Source organism: Priestia sp. SRI_019 (genome assembly GCF_057586255.1).
Genome location: NZ_JBYCZN010000005.1, coordinates 113204 through 137896, shown reverse-complemented (window position 1 = coordinate 137896; position 24693 = coordinate 113204). Strand labels below are relative to the sequence as shown.

Genomic DNA, 24693 nt, shown 5'->3' with positions numbered 1-24693 from the left:
TCATATGCAAAACAAATTTACGATTGGGCAAATGGCCAGACTGCATGATATTCCGGTTAAAACACTTCGCTATTATGATGAAATTGGTCTATTTGAACCTTACGAAGTTGATCCACAAACGGGATATCGTTACTATACGTTAGAACAATTTAAGAAATTAGATATCATTGTCTATTTAAAGCTGATGGGAGTTCCGTTAAAAGAAATTAAAAGAAAGATGGAGCACAGCAGCTTGGATGAATTTATTGAAACTTTAGCGGAATATCAGCAGGTAACAAAAGAAAAAATTCGTCACCTTCAAAGAGTGAATGCGCAGTTAACAACTCGAATGAAGGAATTAGAACAGACGAGACATATTAACCAAATAGGTGCCCCGTTCATCAAACACCTTTCCTCTCGTGAGGTTGTTCAAGTAAAAGCGGAGGTAGGCACGTTAGACGGGACTGAAAGTGTTCTGCGTGATTTAAAAAAGAAAATCAGCCATATTACCCCGATTATGATTGGGAAAGTAGGATTTATGCTATCGGTAGAAAACACGAAAAAACAACAATTTACAGATTACGATGGCATTTTTTTATTGGTCGAAAGTGATGTTTCTTTTCAGCATGAGCTCGTTACGTTAATACCTGAAGGCGATTACGCATCTATTTATATGAGAGAAAAGAGAGATACCACAGGAGTCTATTACGATGCGTTACTGAACTTTATTAAAGCCGAAGGATACAAAGCCGAAGGTCCTTTCTTAATTCGGCGGATTGTAGATTCCTTTATTTCTCATCATGAAGAAGAGCGGCTGACGGAAATTCAAATTCGAATTACGTCTTGACTATCCAGTAGCTGGAGGGTTTAAGATGAGACTATTGTAAAACTGCTGAAGGGAGAGACAACAATAGATGAATCAGCAAAGTATTTCCCAAGGGATGTCTTTAAGCCGAGGAAATCGCATTTTATTTATTTTAATTTTGGGTTCACTGAGCGCATTTGGACCATTATCAATCGATATGTATTTGCCAGCGCTGCCGACGCTTGCTAAAGAATTGCATACTTCCGCTTCTTTAGCGCAGGTCAGTCTGACAGCTTGCTTATTGGGCTTAGCATTTGGGCAAGTGGTCATGGGGCCATTCAGTGATATTCGCGGAAGAAAAAAGCCGCTTGTAGCAGCATTAATCACCTATGCAGCTGCATCTGTTTTATGCGTGTTTGCACCTTCTATTTGGATTTTTATCGTTTTGCGATTTATTCAAGGAATGGCAGGAGCAGCAGGAATGGTTATTTCAAGAGCGAGCGTGCGGGACTTGTTTTCGGGTTCGGATTTAACAAAGTTTTTCTCTATGCTTATGCTCGTAAATGGGTTAGCTCCTATTTTGGCTCCGGTTGCTGGTGGACAGCTGCTGACGATTATGTCGTGGCGAGGAGTATTTGGTGTGCTAGCGGTGATTGGTGCACTAATGTTTTTTGCCGTTTTATTTGGTTTAAAAGAAACGCTTCCGCTCGAACGCCGTAAAGAAGGTGGATTAACAGAAGTACTGCGTACGTTTGGCGTATTGCTAAAAGATGGTGTCTTTGTGGGATATGCGCTGGCGCAAGGTTTTATTATGAGTGCCATGTTTGCTTATATTTCAGGTTCTACATTTGTCCTTCAAGACATTTATGGCCTGTCTCCGCAGATGTTTAGCTTTATTTTTGCGATTAACGGTTTTGGATTAATCATAGCTACTCAAGTGACAGGACGTTTAGCGGGTAAAATAAAAGAAGCTACTCTTCTTATGTATGGATTGCTTCAAGCAGCTGTTGGAAGCGTGCTTTTAGTGGCCGTGATTGCTACTCACATGTCTGTTATTTTGGTCTGCATCTTGCTTTTCTTTGTAGTATCGAGCGTAGGAATTGTGAACACAACCGTTTTCTCACTCGCTATGGAAAATCAAGCTTCGAACGCGGGAAGTGCTTCAGCGCTTCTAGGGTTGCTTCCGTTCTTGCTCGGAGCAGCCGTAGCTCCTCTTGTTGGTCTTGGAGGAGGGCAAAATGCTCTGCCGATGGGCATTGTGATTATGGTCTGTGATTTATTAGCATTAGGTGTGTACATGACGTTAGTGAGAAGGAAAACTGCATCATAAAAAAGCTACTTGGTTCTCAGCAGCCAAGTAGCTTTTTTAGTTATTGAGCTTTGTGCTCGTGATTTTCAAAGGGCATTGTAACGCCAAGCTTTTGAATTTCTTTTTTTGCATTTTCCAAAATGGTTTCAGCTTTCGCTTTTGTTTCAGCATCTACCCCGCTTAGAAACTCTTTCTTTTTAGCAGGAAAATTCACGCCCAGTTCTTTTAATTTGGCTTCCGCTTGTTCCTTAGTTAGGGTGCCATCGCGCAGTTGATCCATGATAGCTTCAGCTTTTTTCTTCGTAGCCGCATCTAAATTGTTAAAAGGACCGCCTTTATGTTCAGGCAAGTTCACGCCCAGTTCCTTTAATTTGGCTTCCGCTTGTTCCTTAGTCAGCGTGCCGTCGCGCAACTGATTCATGATAGCTTTGGCTTTTTCTTTAGTAGCTGCATCTAGATTGCTGAAGGGGCCTTCTTTGTGCTGAGGCAAGCTTACGCCGAGCTTCTGTAATTTTTCCTGTGCTTTTTTCATAATATCATCAACTTTTTGTTGTGTTGCATCATCCGTATTTGTTGTACTGCCATTTGTTCGCTCTACAACTGTTGAAGAGCTTGTTTCATCTTTGCTTGCTGCAAATGCCGTGGAATTTGCAACGGCCATAACTCCTAGTGTTAAACCGCTTGCCATGATATAACCGAATAGTTTCTTTTTCATGCTGTTGTCACTCCTTAAAAGTTATAGGGGTGTGGTACAGAGCTGTCCACAATTGTTAATGTAACCACCAATAGTGAAAAAATGGTGAAAATAGATAAAAAACGAAAAAATATAGACGTTTGTTGAACAATACAGCTCTTTTATTGGATAACAAAATGAAATTCGATATGATTTTATCTAAACAGCAGCAAAAAAGAATGGAGACTTTATATAGATGAACGTTCTTAAAAAATTGGGAATAGCTTTGATAGTTGCGATAGCGGTAAGCTTGGTATTTTTGTTTCGCGATGAGTTAAAGCCTGGTCCAAGGCTAGAAGATTTTTCAGGAGCAACTGAGTTGCATCCTGTCGTAGAAGAAAAGAAAAATAAACTTGTTCAACAAGCAAGTGAACAAGGAATCTCGATTGTCATTACGGAAGGTTTCCGTTCAAAAGAAGAACAAGATAAGCTTTATGCAAAAGGCAGGACGGAAGAAGGCAACATTGTTACCTATTCAAAGGGCGGCCAGTCTTATCACAATTACGGATTAGCTATTGATTTTGCTATTCAGTTAAAAGACGGACAAGTTATTTGGGACATGGAATATGACGGTAATAATAACACTCAGTCTGATTGGATGGAGGTTGTAGATATCGCAAAAAAATTAGGGTTCGAATGGGGAGGAGACTGGCAAGGTTTTAAAGACTATCCGCATTTTCAAATGAGTCCGGAAAATATAAAAGACCACACACGCTAATAAAGCGTGTGTTTTTTAGAGGGATAATACAATTTTACTATATCTATGTCAGAACCTCTAACACGAATAGAAGCTTGTAGTTTCTTTTTTTATTAATTTACTGTTAAGGTAATTATATATATTAATATAATAAAAATATAGATGGATAATTAGAAAGAGGGGTGGTTAGGGAGAACTGCCCCATAAAAATGAAAGACAATTCGTATAAAGATATGCGTTAACTAATATAATCTACTGATTAAGCTTATACAAGTACCTTCAGCCTAGCGAACGTATGCTTACATATCGGCAAATGCCAACAAAGTCTTTTATTTTTCTAACATATTTTATTTGAAGATAGTTCATTTTGATTACAAAAAAGAGATAATTTGTCAACTGTTGACTTTGCTTTAAGGGTAAGAATATAATTTTTAACATATTTTAAATATTTTAAAAATTTAAATATTTATTGTTGTTCGCAGATTAGGAGGGGGAAAATGATTGTTTTTGACGGAGTGAATAAATATTACGGTGATTTTCACGTATTAAAAGATATCAATTTAACAATTGAAAAAGGTGAAGTTGTCGTCGTAATTGGACCTTCGGGTTCAGGTAAAAGCACGATGCTGCGATGCATAAATTATTTAGAAACAATATCTAACGGACAGTTAACGGTAAATAATATATTGGTCGCGGATAAAAAAACAAATATTAATAAACTGCGCCGCAATATAGGTATGGTGTTTCAGCATTTTTATTTATATCCGCATAAAACGGTTTTAGAAAATATCACGTTAGCACCTATGAAAGTATTGGGACAGTCGTCAGAAGAAGCTAAGAAAACAGCTCTATACTATTTAGATAAAGTAGGAATCGGTGAAAAAGCTAACGCCTACCCGTCCCAGCTTTCAGGCGGCCAGCAGCAGCGTGTAGCTATTGCGAGGGGACTTGCGATGAAGCCAGAGATTATGCTTTTTGATGAACCTACCTCTGCTCTTGATCCAGAAATGATTGGAGAAGTGCTGGATGTCATGAAAACATTGGCTAAAGAAGGAATGACCATGGTAGTTGTAACTCATGAAATGGGGTTTGCAAAAGAAGTAGCGGATCGCATTGTATTTATGGATCAAGGAAAAATCTTGGAAGAGGCAACTCCGGCTGAGTTTTACGAAAACCCGCAAGAAGAAAGGGCACGTTTATTTCTTAGCCGTATTTTAAATCATTAATTGTTTAATAGGGGGAGTAATATGAAAAAATCAAAAACGTTTTTAAAGGCAGCTGTGCTTTCATTAGCAGCGGCTATGATGTTAGCAGCTTGTGGAGGGAAAAGTGAAGAAACGAGTGGATCATCAGCTAAAAAAGATGCGCTCACTGAAATCAAAGACCGAGGGAAAATCGTCATCGGAGTTAAAAATGATACGCGTTTGTTTGGCTTAAAGAATCCAAAGACGGGTGAAGTAGAAGGTTTTGATGTTGATATTTCTAAGCAGCTGGCTAAAGAGATTTTAGGCGATGAAAACAAGGTGGAATTTAAAGAAGTTACGTCCAAAACAAGGGTTCCTCTTCTTCAAAAAGGAGATATTGACGCTGTTGTTGCGACAATGACTATTACAGACGAACGTAAAAAAGAAGTAGATTTTACGGATGTATATTTCCAAGCCGGACAGTCTCTTCTTGTGAAAAAAGGCAGTAAAATTAAAAGCGTTGATGATTTGAAGAAAGGTACTAAAGTGTTGGCTGTTAAAGGATCAACTTCAGCTATTAATATTCGCGAAAAAGCAACAGAGACAACGGTATTAGAGTTTGAAAACTATGCAGAAGCATTTACAGCTTTAAAATCTAAGCAAGGAGATGCTTTAACAACTGATGATGCGATTCTTTATGGAATGGCTGATGAAGATCCTTCTTATGAGTTAGTAGGAAAGCCGTTCACAGAAGAGCCTTATGGCATTGCTGTGAAAAAAGGAAACAAAGAGCTTGTAGATGCATTAAACGATGCGCTTAAAAAGATGAAAGACTCTGGAAAATATGATGAAATTCACGATAAGTGGATCAAACAATAAGCGTACAGTTTTCTTTTCTCAGGATGAGCAGCATTATGCTCATCCTGCTTGTTTAGTTGAAAGGAGGAAGAAAATTGTTGGATTTTTCAATTCTGACGAACAATATGGATCTTTATTTAGAAGGTTTTAAGTACACCATTATCGCCAGTCTGAGTGCTTTAGTGGCCAGTTTTGTACTTGGTACGATCATTGCGGTAATGCGAATAGCTCCTCTCAAAATAGTAAATGTAATTGGTACGGTCTATGTAGAGTTCATTCGCAATATTCCCCTTGTGGTTATCGTCTTTTTTATTTTTATTGTGGCGGGAATCAGCGGTACAGCGGCCGGAGTGCTGGGATTAACTATTTATACGGCAGCTTTTATAGCCGAAGCCATACGAGCGGGAATTATGGCAGTTCCAAAAGGGCAGCTTGAAGCGGCACGTTCATCCGGCCTTACGTACGGTCAGGCGATGCGGTTCATTGTATTGCCTCAAGCCATTAAAATCGTCATTCCTCCTCTTGGGAATCAATTCATTAATTTAGTCAAAAACTCATCCGTGTTAGGGATTGTTGCTGGTTTTGATTTAATGTATCAGGCGGATCTTGTTTCCTCTCAAACATACGTAGTGTTTGATGTGTATATTTTTGTGGCTCTGTTCTATTTAGTTCTAACCATTCCGTTGAGCTTAGGAGTTGGTTATCTTGAGAAACGTCTTGGTAAAACAAGCTGAAAGGAGTGAAAGTGATGGATTTTATGGGTGCTTATTCTCCTGATCACCTTTCCTTCTTAATGGAAGGATTTTGGGTCACTTTAAAAGTAGCATTCATTTCGATTGTATTAAGTTTTCTTATTGGAAGTATGGTAGGTATTTTAAGGTATGCCCGTATTCCAGTTCTGTCTCATGTACTCGCTTTTATCGTAGAAATTATCCGGAATTTGCCGCTGCTTTTAATCATCTTTTTTACATACTTTGCTTTACCTGAAATCGGAATTGATATGGAAATTACGTCAGCAGCAATTGTGGCCCTCACTGTATTTGAATCTGCTATGATTTCAGAGATTATCCGAAGCGGATTAAAATCAATTGAAAGAGGACAAATCGAAGCGGCGCGTTCATCAGGTTTAAACTATTATCAAACGCTTCGTTTCGTTGTGCTGCCCCAAGCTTTGCGGAGAATGGTACCTCCTTTAGTTAGTCAATTTATTTCCTTATTAAAAGATACGTCGCTTGCAGTAGTGATCGCACTTCCTGATTTGCTGCATAACGCTCAAATCATATACGGACAGAAACAAAGTTACGTGCTCCCAATGTTTTTGATCATCTCGATGATGTATTTTATTGTAAACTATGCTTTATCCATCATTGCAAGAAGACTAGAAGTCAAAAGGGTGTAGATACTCTTTTGACTTTATTTTTGGAAAATAAATAACATTGACAATGTATTAATTCAACGCATAAAATGACTAAAGTAACAGTGGTAAAATCAGATCATTTTCATTCATCATAGAGAAGAAAAACAGTGTTGGTTCACCCCCTACTGAATATCCGGTAGGGGTTTTTGCGCAAGAAGTGATTTGGTTAAACTAACACGTAAAATGAACAGAAGGGACGGGCATCATGGAAAAACAAGATCAAAATTTAAAAAAAGGTCTGTTGCCTCGTCATGTGCAGCTCATTGCGCTTGCCGGTATGATTGGGACAGGCATTTTTAAAGGTAGTGCTGATACGCTAGGTATTGCAGGACCAAGTGTTGTACTGGCGTATTTATTTGGCGGTCTTATCTTATTTATTGTAATGACAGCATTGGCGGAGATGGCAATTGTCTATCCAAATATGAACGTACAAAATTTAGTTCATAAGGCATTCGGTACACAAACCTCTTTTATTGTAGGGTGGCTGTACTGGGTGAACTGGATTGTCGTGACAGTTGTTGAACTGCTTGCGGGAGGAAGCTTTTTGAAGTTTTGGTTCCCTTCTGTACCTCTTTGGCTCTTAAGCTTTCTCTGTGCAGTGCTGATTGTAGGGATGAATTTATTTCAAGTGAAGTATTACGGAGAAATTGAGTTTTGGTTTGCCGGTATTAAAGTAATTGCTCTTACTGCTTTTATCATTTTGGGAGCTTTTATTTTATTCGGTGTGATTCCAAGTGATGTGCAAAACCCCTGGGCAAATTATACGGCTCATGGAGGCTTTTTCCCTCACGGCATGAGCGGTGTGCTGAGTGCCTTTTTAATTGTGATGTTCTCTTACGGCGGAGCTGAATTAATTGGTGTAGCCGTAACGGAAACAAAAGATGTGAAAAACGTGTTACCGAAAGTGATCAAAGGCACAGTATGGCGAGTGATTGGCTTTTATATTTTGCCTATTTTAATTATTTGCGGCCTTATGCCCTGGAATTCTGTATCAGGACAAGACAGTCCATTTGTGCAAGTGTTTAGTATCACCGGACTGCCGGGTGCGGCTCATATTATGAACTTCGTTTTATTGACGGCCGTTTTATCAGCAGCGAATTCAGGGATGTATGCAACTTCGCGTACGCTCTATGCTATGGCTCAAAGCGGAGAAGCATCAAAGCGCTTTTTGAAAGTTTCGAAAAACGGTATTCCGATTAATGGTTTAATGATTACGGCTGTTTGTATTTTAATGGGTGTGTTTTTAGCTTATAAAACACCGGATAATGTAATTAGTTATTTAATGACTATTCCGGGCTTCACGATTATTCTTATTTGGGTAAGCATTTGTTTAGCTCAATTAAAGCTGCGTAAAGGGTATAAAGAAAAGCCGTTTTTCGCATTAAAGTGGTTTCCTTATACAACGCTTTTTGCAACAGCAGCACTGCTTGTTATTTTTGTATCATTTATGTTTAATAAAAACAATGTGATTGGATCCAGCGTATGTGCGGTTATCTTGGTCGTACTCCTCATTTTTTCATTTATTAATAAAAGTCGAAAAGAAAAAAAGTTTGAAGTATAGCAAAAAGGCAATATACTAGAAAGACGAGGGTAAAAGCTTGTCTTTCTTTTTTTGCGGAAATTTCTGTATCACGTTACATATTTCTAGATGAAATGTTTAGTTAAATAAATAAAGGATGAGGACTACAATGGAATCAAATAATGTATTTACAACAAACCCAAAGAAGAAATCAAAGTACTTGGCCATGATTTCTTTAGCGATTATGGGAGTGGGCTTCGTTGCCACAATGCCTTTTGGTGATTCAATTTGGGCTCGGTTGCTTCAAGGTGGGTTCGAAGCTGGATTAGTCGGCGGATTAGCGGATTGGTTTGCCGTTACGGCTCTTTTTCGTCACCCTTTAGGCATTCCTATTCCACACACTGCGCTGCTTCCTAAAAACAGACAGCGTATTACAAGAGGGCTAGTCTCAACGCTTGAAAACGACTGGCTGTCAAAAGAAAGTATTCAAGAAAAAGTAAAAAGAATTGCATTTACAAAGCGTTTGCTTCCGATTGTTCGAAAAGGTGTTCATTCGGAAACAATTCAACAAAAAGGAACAGCACTGCTTGTTGATGCGATTAATCGTGTGGATACAGAGAAAGTCGTTCCTATTATTGAAAAAGAGCTCAAGTCATCGCTTTCAGCAATAGAGTTAAAGCCTATTGTGCATTCGATTGTTGGAGAAGTGGTAAAAAATCAGTATGATGAAAAAGCCCTTGATGTTCTTTTAAATAAAGGGGAGAGCTGGATTAAAAAAGAAGAAACGCAGTATCAGCTCGGAAGTATTGCTAAAAATGCGCTTGATAATATTGAGCTTGATGGTATTTTACAATTTGCTCTCAAATCATTTCAAAGCATGATTAATGAAGAGAAGCTAGGGTCTATTTTGCAAAATTTATTGCTTTCTATTACGGGGCGTCTTCGTAAAGAAGATGATGAATACCGCCTTGCTTTGGTAAATGGAATTAGAAAAGAGCTGCAAGGCTTGGAGCAGAATGAAGAACTTCTTGAAAAATTAGAAGCATGGAAACAAAAAACGATTCATGAATTAAATGTAACGAATAAATTAACAGAAATCGTCGATAAAATGAAAGTGAAAGTGACAGCATTCATTGAAAGCCCTGAATTTATGAAAAGCTACGCCGTTCCTTACGTAGAGAGCTGGCTGAATGCTCTTGAAGAGGATGCACAGCGTCAAGAAGCAATTGATACGGCTATTCAAAAGCAAATCATGAGCTTTGTAGAAGAGAATCATTCAAAAATTGGACAGCTTGTTCAAGAAAACTTAGATAAATTAGATGATGAAACGCTTGTGGATATGATGGAAAACAATGTCGGAAAAGATTTGCAGTGGATTCGAGTGAACGGAGCCCTATGTGGATTCTTGATTGGTATTGTATTAACGGTTATTAAATTAGCGGTATAAAAAAAGAAGCACGCTCCTTTTGGAGTGTGCTTTTTCTATTAATCATCTATTTCTACACTGATCACGCCGCCGTTTTTGGCATCTACTGAAACAGTTGCTTCACGTTTATCGGCTGTGTCAATTTCAATTTCATATACTAAACGGTTGTTTTCTTGGTCTAGATCCGTTTCATTGACCGTTCCTTTAGCACTCTTTAAAGCTGTTTTTATCGCTTGATCTAATGAAATAGCAGGGGAAACGTTTTGAAGTTTCTCTTCTTTCTCATCTTCATCGTCTTTTTGCTCTTCATCAAATTCAATGATTTTACCACTGCTGCTGTCAATGTCTAGATCGTATTCTTTATTACCTTTTGTGATGTCTACTTCATATTGTTTAACGCCATCATCTATGGCTAATTGGATATTTGTAATGTCGCCGCCGTCTGTTTTTTGAAGGGCAATGTCTTTTGCCTTTGCTTCTTCAATCGTTGTGGTTTGCTTCTTATCATTGCTTTTGGACTGGTCTGTCATTGCATATGCGCTTGCACCTAATCCACCGACTAGTACTGCACTGGCTAAAACGGTTGTAATAACTTTCATATGTTATGGCCTCCTCGATTTGTTGTTAAGATTATCTTAGCCAATGAACTTTAAAGGAAAAGAAGAAGAAGTTTAAAATTTTCTTAGAAATAAATAAAAATGGATAAAAAAAGCACAGCTTTTCGCTGTACTTTTAATCATCGTCATTTTCATAGGTGATGGAATCTACATGTCCAGAGTAAGCATTGATCATCACTTTAGCTTCTCTTGTTTTAGACTGATCAATTTCGACTTCGTAGAAGGTTTGGCCTTCTTCCTCTTCTATTTCAACTGAGGAAAACGTTCCTTTTACTTTTTGTAAAGCAATATCTCTTGCTTGTTCCATTGAAATGAGAGGCTCGTCGGATGTAGGAGAAACTGGTGGCTGCTCGCTCTTTTTTTGCTCTTCTTCTATATTATTTTTAGTTTGAGTAGACGTTTGTTTCTCTACTTTTTGTTTGATTAATGACTGGACTTCTCCATTTTCCCCATTTACTGTGATGTGGTATGGAATATCATTTTTAAGCAAAGTGATTCGATAAATCGGTTCATCATCTTTTTGAGAAAAGCTTGCATTTTCAATAGTGCCGCCATATTTTTGCTGAATCATACTGCTGACGTCCGATTCCGATAAAATTGTATCAGGCCGATTCACTGCTTTTGCTATTCCGTAAAAGCAAGCTGAACCAACAGCAAGAAAAATAAGTATAAAAAGCACCGTTTTCTTCATACATTCACCTCCAGTATTTTAAAAAGTAGTATAGCAGGCAATTCTTAAAAATCTCTAAGAAAAGGCGAGAAATCAAAGAGGAAAGCAAACTGTTACTGATGTCCCTTTTCCTTCTTGGCTGTTAATCTCAATACGCCCGCTATGAGCTTCTACAATCTTTCGAGCAATGGATAATCCAAGTCCCGAACCACCGGTTTCTCGATTTCTTGCTTTATCTACGCGAAAAAAGCGTTCATACACGTTTGATAAGTCTTCTTTTGGAATACCAATTCCTTGATCTGTGACCGTAATCATAAAGCTTTCGCTTCTTGTTATGGTTACCTCTACCGCTTTTTCACTATATTTAATGGCATTATCTAAGAGGATGTACAGCAGCTGCTTTAAGCGTTTTTCATCCGCTGTTACGACGGGATGATTCGTTTTTATATTTAAATAAATGGTTCGTTCAAAGGCTTGTTCTAGATGTTTGATTGTTTGTCTGCAGACGGCCGCCGCATCTACGTGTTCCATGTGAAGCTCTCGCTGCGACTCATCTTTCGCAAGCACCAGCATTTGAGACGTAAGCTGTTTCATGCGTAAAGACTCAGAGTGAATGGCTTCGATGGCTTCTTCTAAAATATCAGGCCGCTTCATTCCCCATCGTTTTAGCATATTGGCATAGCTTTCTACGACGGTCAGGGGCGTTTTTAATTCATGAGAAGCATCGGATACGAACTGCTCTTGCTTTTTATAGTTTTCCTCTAATAAATCCATCATATTATTGAAGGTGTTGGCCATTTGATCTAACTCATCTTTAGAAGAAGAAGAGAGGTCAATTTTTTTAAATGTGCGAGACACTTGAATTTCTTCCATGGTTTGAATAAGAGACTTGATAGGCCGCAAAATAATTTTACTTAAAAGCCGTCCAGCAAATATAGTTGGAATTAATATAACAAGAGAGGCAATGAGCAAGATAAATTTTAATGTCTGCAAAGATTGTTCCACATCTGTCAGTTGTTCCGTGACTTCCAAAGAAACAACTTCACCGTTCGTCCAAATGACGGGGGTGTGTGAAATTGCGTATAGGTGGCCGTCATCTTCTTTGATGGTTGTTTGTTCGTTTGAATAATAGGAATAAGGTAAGTCCTGAAGCTCTTTCGTTTGATCCGTAACGGATACAACTAAAGGACTGCCGGATTTAGGTAAAATACGAATCATTCCGTTAGGAGGCAAATAGGCACGAAGCAAATTGGCTTGTTTAACCGTCGCATTCGTTTGCTTTAGCCCATTTGTTACATTGCTTGTTTCTACTTGCAAACGTTCAATGGCGTTGTCTTCCATGGTCTTCTTGAAAATGAAGTAAATCGAACTGTTTGCAATTACTAGCAGAATAAAAAGCAGCGCAGTTGATGTAAGAATAATCTTTGTTTGTAGTTTCATAAGCTACTCCTTCAGCATGTAGCCAACGCCGCGCACTGTTTGAATGTACGGAGTTGAAAATGAAGCATCAATCTTTTTACGTAAATAACGAATGTATACGTATACAATATTTGTGTCTCCGTAATAATCAAATCCCCAAACGTTTGTAAGAAGCTGTTCAAAGCTCAGCACTTGATTTTTGTTTTGAAGCATATAGATAAGTAAATCATATTCTTTAGGAGTCAGCTCAATAGCTTCATTTTCACGCGTAACTTCTCGCGTTTTTTCGTTAACGACTAAATTCCCTAGTTGAAGAGTGGCTGTTTCTTGTTCAGCAGTCGATGTTGATGCGGGATGGCGAAGCCATACGCGAATGCGTGCAAAAAGCTCTTCAATTTGAAAAGGCTTTGTAATGTAGTCGTTTGCTCCTAAATCTAGTCCGCTTACCTTATCAGGAAGGGCGTCTCGAGCTGTTAATAAGATAACGGGCGTTTGATCATCATTTGCTCGAATGCGACGAAGTACTTCGAGTCCGCTCAGTTCAGGAAGCATCACATCTAAAAGCAGCAAATCCCAATCGTGTTCTTGAAACTCTGCCAATCCTTCTGTCCCCGTATAAGCCATGCCCGTTTCGTACCCTTCATGTTCAAGCTCGAGCTCAATTAAACGAGCAATTTTGCGTTCATCTTCTACTATTAAAATTCTGCCTTTACTCAACAAAAATTCCCCCTTGTGTCTATGTATAGTTGCGTACATTATAGCACGGAGAGATTGGAGGTGTATAAAAACAACCGGAGGTTAGTCCGGCTGCTGATCTGCTGAAAGAGGAAGGTGCAAGATAATGGCAGTGCCTTCGTGAAGAGTAGATCTTACTTTGATATGGCCTTTATGAAGTTCACAAATAGCTTTTGCAATGCTCATGCCAAGTCCAGCACCCTCTGTTTTTTCGGTTGTATTTGTGCCGCGGTAATAGCGGTCAAATAAATTTTTCTGCGTTTCTTCATCCATTCCAATTCCATCATCTTGAATCGTAATCAAGACGCGGTCACTTTTTATCGCGGTCGAAATTGTAATGGTAGTGTTCTTAGGGTTATGTTTAATAGCATTAAAAATTAAATTATCAAGCATTCGTTCAAACCAGCGCGGGTCAGCTTGAATAAAAGGTTGAAGATGAGCGGGCACATAAGAGAAGTGAACATTTTCAATGGTTCTATCGTTAACGAATTTTAAAACAATATGCTGAAGTAGTTGATGAACGTCCACTTTTTTGGTTTCTAAAACAACCACGTTATTTTTAAGCTTAAAGGCCAATGAAAAATCCTCTACAAGCTCCACCATGTACTCACTTTTATCACGCAGCGTTTGGCCAATTTCTTTTAACTCTTCTTCGTTCCAATTGTAATGGCCGCTTTCAAGCATATGGCCATACCCTTGAATCGTCGAAAGAGGTGTCCGCAAATCATGTGATATTCCCGTCATCCATTCTTCGCGAGTGGATTCGAGCTGCTTTCGTTCTTTTTCAGCTAAGCTAAGCTGCTCCGCCATCTCATAAAAAGCTGTGATTACTTCTGAATACAGGCGATATTGAAAGCGTACTTTTCCATTCTTCCGAAAGACGCGCTTTCGCTCTTTTTCTGTTAGCACTTCTGAATAGTTTCCGCTTCCCATGCGCCCGAGCCAGCTGGTGAACAGAAGTAAGGGGCCACCGTAGCGAAAGGCGTTCCAGATGGAGAAAGCGATGGTGGCTATAAGAACGGAAACAGCCACGATGATGGAGATCATCCAAGCTTTTCGAATAATAGATTCATCGGTTATACTGTGGTAATTATTAGGAGTGTAAAAAACCCATGAAACTTTCTTCTTCGAGTCATGGAATACAGTAGCCGTTGAATCATATTTATCTTGTTCAATTTTTCGGGAAATAATTTCTAAAGGATCGTAACGTGTTTTGTCTTTAGACATTCTAATGGAAGCTAAGATATCACCTTTCTCATTTAAAATTTGAAGCGAAGCATCTTTTTCTTTTAACGCCTTTTTGATAAGAGGGATATCGCTTTTAGGAGGCACACTTTGTTTATTATATTTAACATACAAAGCATATAGCTGGTCTTTTAAATCACTTTTATAGCCCAAAATATAATAAGTAGGTGTAGTCAAAAAGGTATCAAGTTCTGTTACTACACTATAGCCTTTAAATTTCTTGGTTTTATCCATTTCCAATAACTCCGAAAGAACGTAGTGCTTAGGTAAGTCTTTTGGGGAGTTAATTTCTCCAATTACTTTTCCTTGTTTGTTCAGCACTTGGTACCATAGTCCTTCTTGTTTAAGCTGTTTTGCTAAATCACCTGAAACGGTTGCTTTTCCACCTTCAACTGTTGTAGCCCCGCTTAATACGCTAAGTGATCCAGAAGGTAAGTCTCTTTTTATATCTTGCTTTGTAAGGTAATAGCCTAGAAATATTAAAGCGCAAAAAAGAATGGAGCAAACACATGCAATAACTGCGATAAACTGAAACGAAAAATGAAAGGTCAATCTTCTTTTAATTGATTTCATAGCGCTTTTCCGTTCACTAATTTATATCCAAGCCCTCGTACCGTAACTAAATGCTTTGGACTGCTAGGGTTATCTTCGATTCTTTCTCTAATTCTTCGAATGTGTACGGTTACCGTATTGTCGTCTACGAACTGGTTATATCCCCAGACGGCTTCAAGCAGCTGTGATTTAGAAAGAACAATATTCATATTTTTACAAAAGTGAAGAAGCAATAAAAACACTTGTGCGGGGCAAGAAATCGTTTGACCGTCCACAATGAGTTCTCCCGCCGATTCATCTACAGTAAAACGATCAAACTCATAGCGATTTGACGATTGTGGTTCCGTTCTTATAGAAGTTCCTTCAGTCAGCGCTTGCTTTCTGCGCAGTCGTGCTTTAATTCGTGCTGCAATTTCTAAAGGATTAAACGGCTTAGTTACGTAGTCGTCCCCTCCCATGGCGAAACCCGTTAGTACATCCAGGTCGGATACTTTGGCTGTTATGAATAAAATATACGCGTTTGAGAGCTCACGAATTTTAGGACAGATATCAAATCCGCTTTGATCGGGAAGCGTTACGTCCAACAAAATAATATCAATTGTTTGATTATGTAAAACATCCAGCGCTTCTTGAGCGGTGTGAGCTTTATAAATTTTGTTGAATCCTTCTTTTTTTAATACTGTCTCCAGCATTTTGACGATGGCAATTTCATCATCAACTAGCAATATAGACGCATCTTCCAACGTAAATCACCTCTGTTTTATTTCATACGTATTCGATTTTAGCATAAGAACATTACGAAAAGATTAACAAAATTGGAAAATGTTAAGGAAAAGATAATCTCCTGGTTATTTTCTTGAAAACTTCATTTCATATACTAAATGCATAGACACATAGTAAAGGAGTTAAAAGGATGAGTAATGATTTTAGGCGGGTTAAAGTAATTGATAGTATGAGAGGATTCAGCTTGTTTGGTATTTTACTAGCAAATATGCTGATTTTTCAATATGGCATTTACGGAAAGGATATGATTCATCTCTTCTCGCTATCACCAAGTGATTTAGCAGCCTATGTCTTTTTAAAAGTCGCGGTAGAAGAAAGTTTTATGCCGATTTTCACCTTTTTATTTGGCTATTCAATGGTGAAGATGAAAGAAAGCTTAGAAAGAAGGCAGCTAGGCGTGAAAAGGCATTTCTTTCGCCGTTTTCTTCTGCTTCTAGGGTTTGGCCTACTGCATGGAGTGTTTTTATGGGAAGGAGATATTCTTACGTTTTACGGAATGATGGGAGTATTTTTACTACTTTTCTTTTTAAACCGTAAAGTCAAAACACTATTGGTGTGGGCATCGATTTTGCTGATTCTTACAGGAGCAGCCGGATACGGTTCATTAAACGATAATATGTATCTTCTTAGCGATAAACAAACGCTTACGACATATGTAAAAGATACGATTCACGTGTATGGAAGCGGAACTTATGAACAGATTAAAGACCATCGCAACAATGTTGATCCGATGAATATAGCAGGATATAAATTTGCTTTTGCCTTTTTGTTTACGCCATTTATAATGGGCGCTTTGTTTTTATTTGGTATGTATGCAGGAAAGAAAAAGTGGTTTTACGATGTTTCAGCTAATCAAAAACAGTATGGCCGTTGGGCGGCCGCTCTGATTCCGCTTGGCTTGCTGTTAAAAGGAACTATGTACGTGTGGCCGGATGCTAATTGGGCTGGTTCTACACATATGTTAGGGGGAAGTCTTCTATCTCTTGGTTATATTGCAGGCTTTGCTTGGCTATATGCGAAATGTGAAAAGTCATTTTTGATGAAGGCTTTTGAAAGCGTAGGAAGAATATCACTTAGCAATTATTTAATGCAAACGGTTATATGCACGACGATTTTTTATGGCTATGGCTTAGGCTATTTCGGAAAGCTTGGCATGATTTCAGGAATTTTTGTCTGTATCGGTATTTACGGAATTCAGCTTATCGGCAGTTATATGTACGTGCAAAAATTTAAAACTGGACCGGTGGAAAAGCTGCTGCGCATATGGACAAATTTTTCTTGGAGTGGAAAGCCAAAAGAGAAAAAAGCTTTACCGACAGAAGTAAATCATCCTTTTGTTGGATGATAGCGATCAAACTTATGTAAAAAGGAGATTTTAAAAATGTGGGCCATTAGTATAAAAGAGTTTCAAAGCTTATTTAAAAGTATTAAATCAATTATCGTTATTTTAATCGTATGCGGTGCTTCCTATGGAATAGCTTATGTAGTTAGCCAATTTGGAGGTCAATTGACAAGTGCACAAATTCAAGATGGAGCTAACGGTGGAATTTTGCTGATGCTTCTAGGGTTCGGACCTTTATTTATTTCAAGTCTTTCTCATAATGTTATTAATCAAGAAATTAAAGCAAGAACAGCTAGATTTTTAGTTACCAAAACATCAAGAGATCGTATTATATTAGGGAAATTCTTAGGTATTTGTTGTTTCTGGCTTGTTTGTATTTGTATTTCATTTCTACTGATTGCGTTTATTTCGCATCATTTTTCTTTTTTTACATTTTTAGAGTGTCTACTATTCACTATGTGTATGATCTCATTTGTATTAATGCTTTCAGCTTTGATGCCAAATCCAACTCATACTATGTTTTTATCAATTATTTTATCGTTTGTTCTACCGGTACTGAGCGTGTGGAGCATATTTTCATCAAAAGCGTACATTGCATGGTTTAAGTATGTGACACCCTACTACTATTTAAAGTTGGAGAAAGGGTATCTACCAGTTCTTCTTATTTTTGCAGCATGTTGTTTATATACGGCACTTTGGAGTTTTAAAAGGAGAGAAGTATAATATGTATGCTATTGAAACAAGTAAATTAACTAAAAAGTATGGATCTAAAACAGTTGTTAACGGTATTAATTTACAGGTGCCACAAGGAGAAATTTACGGGTTTTTAGGAAGAAACGGAGCAGGGAAGTCTACCTTTATTAATATGCTTACCGGCGTTTCATTTCCTTCAGCAGGAGAATTTACGCTGCTGGGACAGAGTGATATTGATTTAGAGCTTCAGAAGAAAATAGGCGTTCTTCCTGACTATGCTAACTTTTATGATGAGATGACAGCGCTCGATCATTTGCGCTATTTTTTAAAGATAAACGACCATCGTTTTTCGAAAGAACACTGTAGTAATGTACTGAAGAAAGTAGGATTAGAAGGACATGACCATCAGAAAGTTGGAAAGTTTTCATTTGGAATGAAAAAGAAGTTAGGAATTGCTCAAGCAATTGTAACAGACCCGGATCTTATCTTTTTAGATGAACCAACTTTTGGAGTAGATATTGAATCTGCCCTTCACATTCATGAACTAATAAGAGAACTCCAAAATCAAGGCAAGACAATTTTTATGACGTCTCATAATTTAAATGAAGTTGAGAAGATTTGTACACGTGTAGCGATTATGAAAAATGGGGTCATTTTAATAGAAGGTACAATGGAAGAGCTGCGCTTTCAATATCAAACGAAAAAGACGGTGATGATCAAACATGATCCTTATCCAAACAGTCACAAAGAATACATTCAACAGTTTTTCCGTACGTTGAGTCCCGAAGTTGAATACCATCACATGTACACAAAAGTGATGCTTCAAAAAGAAAGAAATATTCCTCTTATTATTCGCGAATTGATTCAATGCGGCATCGACATTTATCAAGTTCACGTCGAAGAACCTTCTTTAGAAGAAATCTTTTTGCAAAAAAATATTGTGGATCACTCACAGGTGAGTTAATGAGCGACAGTCTGTTGATTTACTACTCAGCCTGAATACATTATTTATAAATACCAGTTAGGAAGCTTCTGACAAAAACATGTTCATTTTCTCAAGAAACTGATAAGATAGCTAATGACATTTAAAAATAAGAAAGGATTTCGATTATGTTATCAGCTATCAATTCAGTAGATTATACCATTTTTCACGCGGTGAATCAGTATGCCTCACACGTCAAGCCTCTAGATTCGCTGATGGTATTCTTTGCAGATTATGCCCAGTATGTACTTATCGTTTTACTCGGCTTGTTTTTACTTATTAATAAAAACGGCAGCCGTGTTGTAGCATTTCAAGCTTTATGTGCTTGTGCCACAGGAATCATTATCAATAAAGTGATTAGTTTATTTGCTTATCGAGATCGTCCGTTTATCTCTCACCACGTGAATCAGCTTATTGATCACGCCGCAAATTCTTCATTTCCAAGCGATCATGCTACATCTGCATTAGTTATCACTTTTACCATTTGGCTGCATTTCAAACGTTCAGGGCGCATGTGGGTTGTCATGGGCGTACTCATTGCCTTTTCACGCGTATGGGTTGGCGTTCATTATCCATTTGATGTGTTAACAGGAGCCGTTTTAGGCTGCGTGCTGGCGCTGTTTATTCATTATGTTATTTTTAATACGAAACTGATGAGGGCTATTACCAACTTGTCTATTTTTCGAAAATCAGCTTATGACGAACAGTCTCAATATTATTAAGAAAAAGTCGCAAATACGCGGCTTTTTTTTATTGGGAAATTTTTAATGTATTTAATACTTGTTTTTTAAAATTTAATTTTGTACAATTAAATTACAGAAACGATAAAAAATTTTTAATAAAATTAATGAAAAAGAGGAGAGGTTCATACATGAAAGCTTTATATGAAACAACAGTCGTTAACACAGGTGGAAGAACAGGAGAAGTTCACTCTTTAGATAACATCTTTAACTTAGACGTTGCAACACCTCCAGCACTTGGTGGAGAAGCAACAACAGCAACAAACCCAGAGCAGCTATTTGCAGCTGGATACAGCGCTTGTTTCAACAGCGCGTTAGAATTTATGTTGAAAAAACATAACGTAGAAATCAAAAGCAGTGAAGTAAAAGCTACTGTTCAGCTGCTTCCTGATAAAGCTGATCAAGGAGTGAAAATTGGAGTAGCGCTTGAAGCTCATATCGAAGGCTTAGATTTAGAAACAGCTAAAAAATATGTAGACCTAGCCCATTCATACTGCCCGTATTCAAAAGCAATCAGCGGCAACGTAGACGTAACGGTAGAAGTAGTTTAATTGCTTTAAAAAGCCCTGCTAAGCATGTAAAGCTTAGCAGGGCTTTTTATTTGAATTTTCTCTATTCATTTGTAAGGAGTACTAGTATAATGAGAAAGAAAATGAATCATTCGCACAGTTTAGGTGCTCTTACATAGCGTAAGAGGTAACAGGGAATCGAGTGCAAATCTCGAGCGGTCCAGCCACTGTAAGCAGGGAGTTTTCTATCTTATCGTCACTCAAAACGGGGAAGGCGGTAGAAAATGATGATCTCAAGCCAGGAGACCTACCTATTCTGTACACTTGACTCTTCTAGGAAAGAGGCGGTGTATCAAGGTACGCAGTGAGCAATTGCTGTTTATTTTCATATGCCGACACATCCTCAATTTCTATAGAATTGAGGCTTTTTTACGTTTTATTTTAAAAAAAGGAGTGTAGGAAATGGAAGGTTTATCAGTTTTTTTACTTGTCTTTTTATTAGGAATCAGGCACGGATTGGATGCAGATCACTTAGCTTTTATTGACGGCCAGACCCGATATAATTGGAGAATGGGCAGCCGCTTTGCCCCGTGGGTCGGAACGCTGTTTTCACTAGGTCATGGAGGAATGGTGGCCGTCACGGCCGGGGTGCTGGGCGTGGTGATGAAGAATTTTACGTTTCCATCATATTTCGATCATTTTGCATCTTGGGTATCCATTATCTCTCTCTTTCTGATTGGGACATTAAACACATATCATTTGCTTCGAACTAAAAATAAAGAAGAAGAGTTTCAGCTGAGCGGATTAAAAGGGAAGTTTATTCCGAAAATCGCAAAAGGAACAACGAATCCTTTTTTAATTATTCTTGTAGGTGCATTGTTCGCTTTAGCAGCCGAAACGGTCAGCCAAACGGCCGTGTGGTCTCTAGCTGTAGGGAATGCAGGCAAGTATACGCCGCTTTTATTAGGACTAATATTTATGTTTGGTATGATGCTCACAGATACAATCGATTCAATGATTGTACATAAAATGGTGAATGAATCGAGTAAGTTTGGGCAATCTGCTTCCCGCTTGATGGGCTGGGTTATTGTTGTCCTCGCGTATGGTGTGTCGTTCTATTTAGCATTCACTTTCTTTAACCCATGGGCCGAAGTAAACTTTGAAATGGTTGGCGTTATTCTGTTTATTTTCTTAGTGTCTATGTTTGTTTTTGTGAGTGTGAAGTCAAAAGGGAAAAATATTAAAATAAATGTCAATTAGTCAAACGAAAGCTTTAATCTGTTGAAGATTGAAGCTTTTTTGTATGAATTTGTTGAAGTTTATGGCTATTTTCGGTCGGTTATGAATAAGTTAAAGTATTATCTGTATTTAAAGGATGGAAAATTGTCTGAAAACCATTATAATTAAGGATAATTTAAGGTCGTTATGTGAAACGTAGAACATAGTTATACGTACGATAAATAAAAGCATTTAATGCAAGCAGCAGGGGTTTTCTAGAGGAGGAATTGATTTGAGTCAGGTAATGGTAGAACAAAGCGTGTTTAGTTATTTAAAAGAACACGAACAAGAGATGCTCGAAGATTTAGTGGGATTTGTGAAAAAAGAATCACCGTCCTACAGTAAAGAGTTAGTAGATCAGTGTGGAAAGTATTTAACGCAGCTGTTTCAAAAGCGTTTAGGGGTAGGGTACGAAATCATAGAAGAAAAAGAAGTAGGAAACCACTTGAAATTTACGATTGGAGAAGGAGAAAAGCAGCTTTTAATCATCGGTCACTTTGACACGGTGTGGGAAAAGGGAAGGCTGAGTCTAAGAACAGAGGGAAACAAGCTGTACGGTCCGGGAATTTTAGACATGAAAGGCGGCATTGTACAATCTATATGGGCGATTAAAGCGATTCAAGAGCTTGGCTTACCGCTGGATAAAAAAATTGTGTTTTTCTGCAATTCGGATGAAGAGATTGGGTCAATTTCTTCTAAAAAATACATTGAAGAAGAAGCGCAAAGAAGTGAAGCAGTGCTAGTAGCGGAACCGGCGGTGGCGGGTTCAGGTGCGTTAAAAACGTCGCGCAAAGGAGCGGGAATTTTCACCGTAAAAGCATGGGGACGAGCAGCACACGCGGGTAATCACCACAAAGAAGGAATCAATGCGATTGAAGAGCTGGCGCGCCAAGTGATTTTCTTGCAGGGGTTAACAGATTATGAAAAAGGTACAACGGTGAACGTTGGGACATTTACGGGAGGAAGCGGTACAAATGTAGTGCCGGAATATGCAGAAGCGCACGTGGATTTACGTGTTTCTACAGAAGAAGAAGCAAAACGCATGACGGATATTATTTTGAATTTAACCCCCATTCTAAAAGGGATTAAGCTCGAAGTAACGGGAGGCATGAATCGTCCTCCGATGGTCAAGTCTAAACAAACGGAAGAGCTATTTGAATGTGCTCAATCAATCGCGGCCAAACTGGGTATGAAATTGGAAGAAGCAGCTGTGGGCGGCGGAAGTGATGGCAATTTTACAGCGGCCATTGGTGTTCCCACGTTGGATGGATTGGGAGCATGCGGAAAAGGAATACATGCGGAATATGAACATATTCAAATTGATACGTTGTCCGAGCGTTCTTCTTTATTTGCGAATTTGCTGCTGCAAATATAAAAAAAGCCCGCCTCAAACGGCGGGGACTAATCTGAAAGCTTATATTGGGAGAGTATAAGCTTTCTTTTTTTTATTTACTGCTTTCTTCTTGAAGAGAAAAGGCAGTTTCTTTCTTTTTGAATACCACTGCATCAAGAGCAAGGAACTGGCTTCCTGCAAGAAATAAGTGAGCAGACATGGCAATCAAGGCAATATCAAACTCAAACCCGCCAACAAATCCGCTTTTAAGCTTGGCTGTAAAAATGGCGCCAAGCATAACTGCCACAAATAAAGCAGCTACGACTCTTGTTGCTAGGCCAAGAATAATAAGAATCCCACCTACAAGTTCAATGGTTGCAACAATATATGCCATGAAACCAGGAATTCCTAAGCTATCGAAGAACCCTACTGTATTTTCAATCCCGCCTTGCCATTTTTGAAAGCCGTGTACTAAAAATGTAAAACCTAATACTAAACGAATAATAAGTGAACCAATTTCGACGTTTTTATTCACTTTACTTCCTCCTTTAAATGTATTTGAAAAACACTACGTTATGTAGTGTAAAAGCCCGAAAAAATAAATGTAGCAATTAAATCAGAAAGTTTTTCCGATTTGGATAATTTTACAACATTATCAACATCACACTACACATTGTAGTGTGATGTTTGTCCCCAGTCAAGTGAAAATATAAAATTAGACCATTTGGCATACGAAAATTTTCTGAAGGGCACTTGAAAAATCCTTTAATTATGTACAAGTTAGTCCCTTATTTTCAATCTTATTCTCCAACATGCTATACTGATGGCGGAGGTGTTACGATGCGCTTAGAAAATAAAAGAGTTATTGCGCTTGTTAGTGCAGACTTTGAAGATCTAGAACTATGGTATCCAGTGATGCGTCTTCGAGAAGAAGGAGCAGAAGTACATTTAGTTGGAGAAAAAGCAAACGAAACGTACATGGGGAAATACGGTGTTCCAGCCGTATCGGACTACGCGTTTAAAGATGTTGATCCAGCTGAATATGACGCTATTTTAGTACCTGGAGGCTGGGCGCCGGATAAACTGCGCCGCTACCCTGAAGTAATTGAAATGGTTCGTCATATGGACGAACAGCAAAAGCCAATCGGCCAAATCTGCCATGCAGGATGGGTATTAATTTCTGCAAAAATCTTAGATGGCCGAAACGTAACAAGTACGCCAGGAATCAAAGATGATATGGAAAACGCGGGAGCTATTTGGCATGATGAAGCAGTCGTAATCGACGGCCACATCATTTCAAGCCGCCGTCCGCCAGACCTTCCACCTTATGCAAAAGCATTTGCGGATGTACTAGCAGAGCAATAAGAAAAAAGCCGAAACCATATTGGTTTCGGCTTTTTTGTGTAAGGTGTTTCCAATTTAGAGGGTGTTGGGTATATGAGACTAAAGGTTATGCAAAAAATTACATTGATTTAAACGAATCATATACAAATGGTGTAAAAGACCGTAGGGATGACCTATTTATTGGTAAAGAATAGGTCGTGTATGATGGAAGGTGGGTCAATTTATGAGGCAGTAGCTTCAAATAAAGGGAGAAATTAATGTATTAAAAAAGCGAGCAGATGCATCTGCTCGCTTTTGTTCGTGTTTCTTATCAGTAACTTGCTTTCTGCAAGTGTAAAAACAAAATGATTACTTTCTTTATAAAATCCATGATTACGGTTTTTGTATGTTTCGTTGTTGTTAGGGCACAATTAGCATTGATTGTGCTTGCATGGATTTCATCCATTGCCGCGGTTTGTTTTTCCACATGATCGATTAACCTAAACGACGCAAGCCCTACCTCTCTTGCATCCTTACGGCTCCGA

General features: G+C 38.4%; 25 protein-coding genes and 1 riboswitch. Of the genes, 17 read left to right on the top strand and 8 right to left on the bottom strand.

Features of this window, described 5'->3' with window-relative positions; translation table 11 throughout:
* Nucleotides 1–4 precede the first annotated feature (4 nt).
* Both AC2YJL_RS23385 and AC2YJL_RS23380 read left to right on the top strand, forming a co-directional pair.
* The gene (locus AC2YJL_RS23385) at nt 5–826 is read left to right on the top strand and encodes a MerR family transcriptional regulator (RefSeq protein WP_043975788.1); all 822 of its coding nucleotides are present in this window, start codon (nt 5–7) and stop codon (nt 824–826) included.
* A gap of 67 nt (nt 827–893) precedes the next feature.
* Nucleotides 894–2114, top strand: a complete 1221-nt coding sequence (locus tag AC2YJL_RS23380; RefSeq protein WP_195695570.1) for a multidrug effflux MFS transporter — start codon at nt 894–896, stop codon at nt 2112–2114.
* A 40-nt stretch (nt 2115–2154) separates the two neighbouring features.
* Here the strand turns inward: AC2YJL_RS23380 and AC2YJL_RS23375 are convergent, their stop codons facing one another.
* Nucleotides 2155–2808, bottom strand: coding sequence for a hypothetical protein (locus tag AC2YJL_RS23375; RefSeq protein WP_251569021.1), 654 nt, complete (start codon nt 2806–2808; stop codon nt 2155–2157).
* A gap of 214 nt (nt 2809–3022) precedes the next feature.
* Between AC2YJL_RS23375 and AC2YJL_RS23370 the strand changes: the two genes are divergently transcribed.
* From AC2YJL_RS23370 to AC2YJL_RS23340, 7 genes are all read left to right on the top strand, one after another.
* A complete protein-coding gene (locus AC2YJL_RS23370; RefSeq protein ID WP_195695568.1) occupies nt 3023–3544 on the top strand; it encodes a M15 family metallopeptidase in 522 nt (173 codons plus the stop codon).
* A gap of 476 nt (nt 3545–4020) precedes the next feature.
* The gene (locus AC2YJL_RS23365; RefSeq protein ID WP_013055072.1) at nt 4021–4749 is read left to right on the top strand and encodes an amino acid ABC transporter ATP-binding protein; all 729 of its coding nucleotides are present in this window, start codon (nt 4021–4023) and stop codon (nt 4747–4749) included.
* Nucleotides 4750–4770: 21 nt separating this feature from the next.
* Nucleotides 4771–5586, top strand: coding sequence for a transporter substrate-binding domain-containing protein (locus tag AC2YJL_RS23360; RefSeq protein ID WP_195695566.1), 816 nt, complete (start codon nt 4771–4773; stop codon nt 5584–5586).
* Nucleotides 5587–5660: 74 nt separating this feature from the next.
* Nucleotides 5661–6299, top strand: a complete 639-nt coding sequence (locus tag AC2YJL_RS23355) for an amino acid ABC transporter permease (protein WP_195695565.1) — start codon at nt 5661–5663, stop codon at nt 6297–6299.
* Between the two features lie 14 nt (nt 6300–6313).
* Nucleotides 6314–6964 carry an amino acid ABC transporter permease gene (locus AC2YJL_RS23350; protein WP_487374995.1) on the top strand — a complete coding sequence of 217 codons (651 nt, stop codon included), beginning with the start codon at nt 6314–6316 and terminating at the stop codon, nt 6962–6964.
* Between the two features lie 223 nt (nt 6965–7187).
* Entirely contained in the window at nt 7188–8543 is a 1356-nt protein-coding gene (locus AC2YJL_RS23345) for an amino acid permease (protein ID WP_013055076.1), read from the top strand.
* Nucleotides 8544–8670: 127 nt separating this feature from the next.
* Entirely contained in the window at nt 8671–9948 is a 1278-nt protein-coding gene (locus AC2YJL_RS23340) for a DUF445 domain-containing protein (RefSeq protein WP_487374994.1), read from the top strand.
* Nucleotides 9949–9986: 38 nt separating this feature from the next.
* Here the strand turns inward: AC2YJL_RS23340 and AC2YJL_RS23335 are convergent, their stop codons facing one another.
* From AC2YJL_RS23335 to AC2YJL_RS23310, 6 genes are all read right to left on the bottom strand, one after another.
* Nucleotides 9987–10526 (bottom strand): PepSY domain-containing protein, encoded by a 540-nt coding sequence (locus tag AC2YJL_RS23335; RefSeq protein ID WP_230931681.1) that lies wholly within the window; start codon nt 10524–10526, stop codon nt 9987–9989.
* Between the two features lie 133 nt (nt 10527–10659).
* Entirely contained in the window at nt 10660–11235 is a 576-nt protein-coding gene (locus tag AC2YJL_RS23330; protein ID WP_098334534.1) for a PepSY domain-containing protein, read from the bottom strand.
* 72 nt (nt 11236–11307) lie between these two features.
* Nucleotides 11308–12654 (bottom strand): HAMP domain-containing sensor histidine kinase, encoded by a 1347-nt coding sequence (locus tag AC2YJL_RS23325; protein WP_195695561.1) that lies wholly within the window; start codon nt 12652–12654, stop codon nt 11308–11310.
* Between the two features lie 3 nt (nt 12655–12657).
* Entirely contained in the window at nt 12658–13389 is a 732-nt protein-coding gene (locus AC2YJL_RS23320) for a response regulator transcription factor (protein ID WP_487374993.1), read from the bottom strand.
* Nucleotides 13390–13431: 42 nt separating this feature from the next.
* Nucleotides 13432–15186: a sensor histidine kinase gene (locus tag AC2YJL_RS23315; protein WP_487374992.1), complete on the bottom strand. Its 1755-nt coding sequence runs from the start codon at nt 15184–15186 to the stop codon at nt 13432–13434.
* Nucleotides 15183–15908 (bottom strand): response regulator transcription factor, encoded by a 726-nt coding sequence (locus tag AC2YJL_RS23310; RefSeq protein ID WP_487374991.1) that lies wholly within the window; start codon nt 15906–15908, stop codon nt 15183–15185. Before AC2YJL_RS23310 ends, AC2YJL_RS23315 begins: the two co-directional genes overlap by 4 nt.
* Before the next feature lie 170 nt (nt 15909–16078).
* On the opposite strand from AC2YJL_RS23310, the gene AC2YJL_RS23305 reads away from it, so the two are divergent.
* From AC2YJL_RS23305 to AC2YJL_RS23275, 7 genes are all read left to right on the top strand, one after another.
* On the top strand, nt 16079–17293 hold the full coding sequence (locus AC2YJL_RS23305; RefSeq protein ID WP_487374990.1) for a DUF418 domain-containing protein: 1215 nt from the start codon (nt 16079–16081) through the stop codon (nt 17291–17293).
* A gap of 27 nt (nt 17294–17320) precedes the next feature.
* Nucleotides 17321–18013 carry an ABC transporter permease gene (locus tag AC2YJL_RS23300; protein ID WP_487374998.1) on the top strand — a complete coding sequence of 231 codons (693 nt, stop codon included), beginning with the start codon at nt 17321–17323 and terminating at the stop codon, nt 18011–18013.
* 1 nt (nt 18014) lies between these two features.
* A complete protein-coding gene (locus AC2YJL_RS23295; RefSeq protein WP_487374989.1) occupies nt 18015–18947 on the top strand; it encodes an ABC transporter ATP-binding protein in 933 nt (310 codons plus the stop codon).
* 146 nt (nt 18948–19093) lie between these two features.
* Nucleotides 19094–19687, top strand: a complete 594-nt coding sequence (locus tag AC2YJL_RS23290; protein WP_251569011.1) for an undecaprenyl-diphosphatase — start codon at nt 19094–19096, stop codon at nt 19685–19687.
* Between the two features lie 149 nt (nt 19688–19836).
* Nucleotides 19837–20256, top strand: coding sequence for an organic hydroperoxide resistance protein (locus AC2YJL_RS23285; protein WP_013055083.1), 420 nt, complete (start codon nt 19837–19839; stop codon nt 20254–20256).
* A gap of 104 nt (nt 20257–20360) precedes the next feature.
* Nucleotides 20361–20543: riboswitch (cobalamin riboswitch) on the top strand.
* 133 nt (nt 20544–20676) lie between these two features.
* A complete protein-coding gene (locus AC2YJL_RS23280) occupies nt 20677–21474 on the top strand; it encodes a HoxN/HupN/NixA family nickel/cobalt transporter (protein ID WP_251569010.1) in 798 nt (265 codons plus the stop codon).
* A gap of 262 nt (nt 21475–21736) precedes the next feature.
* Nucleotides 21737–22867: a M20 family metallopeptidase gene (locus AC2YJL_RS23275; protein ID WP_251569030.1), complete on the top strand. Its 1131-nt coding sequence runs from the start codon at nt 21737–21739 to the stop codon at nt 22865–22867.
* A 70-nt stretch (nt 22868–22937) separates the two neighbouring features.
* Here the strand turns inward: AC2YJL_RS23275 and AC2YJL_RS23270 are convergent, their stop codons facing one another.
* Nucleotides 22938–23360 (bottom strand): DoxX family protein, encoded by a 423-nt coding sequence (locus AC2YJL_RS23270; protein ID WP_028410169.1) that lies wholly within the window; start codon nt 23358–23360, stop codon nt 22938–22940.
* A gap of 305 nt (nt 23361–23665) precedes the next feature.
* On the opposite strand from AC2YJL_RS23270, the gene AC2YJL_RS23265 reads away from it, so the two are divergent.
* On the top strand, nt 23666–24190 hold the full coding sequence (locus AC2YJL_RS23265; protein WP_013055087.1) for a type 1 glutamine amidotransferase domain-containing protein: 525 nt from the start codon (nt 23666–23668) through the stop codon (nt 24188–24190).
* The last annotated feature ends 503 nt before the right edge of the window (nt 24191–24693 follow it).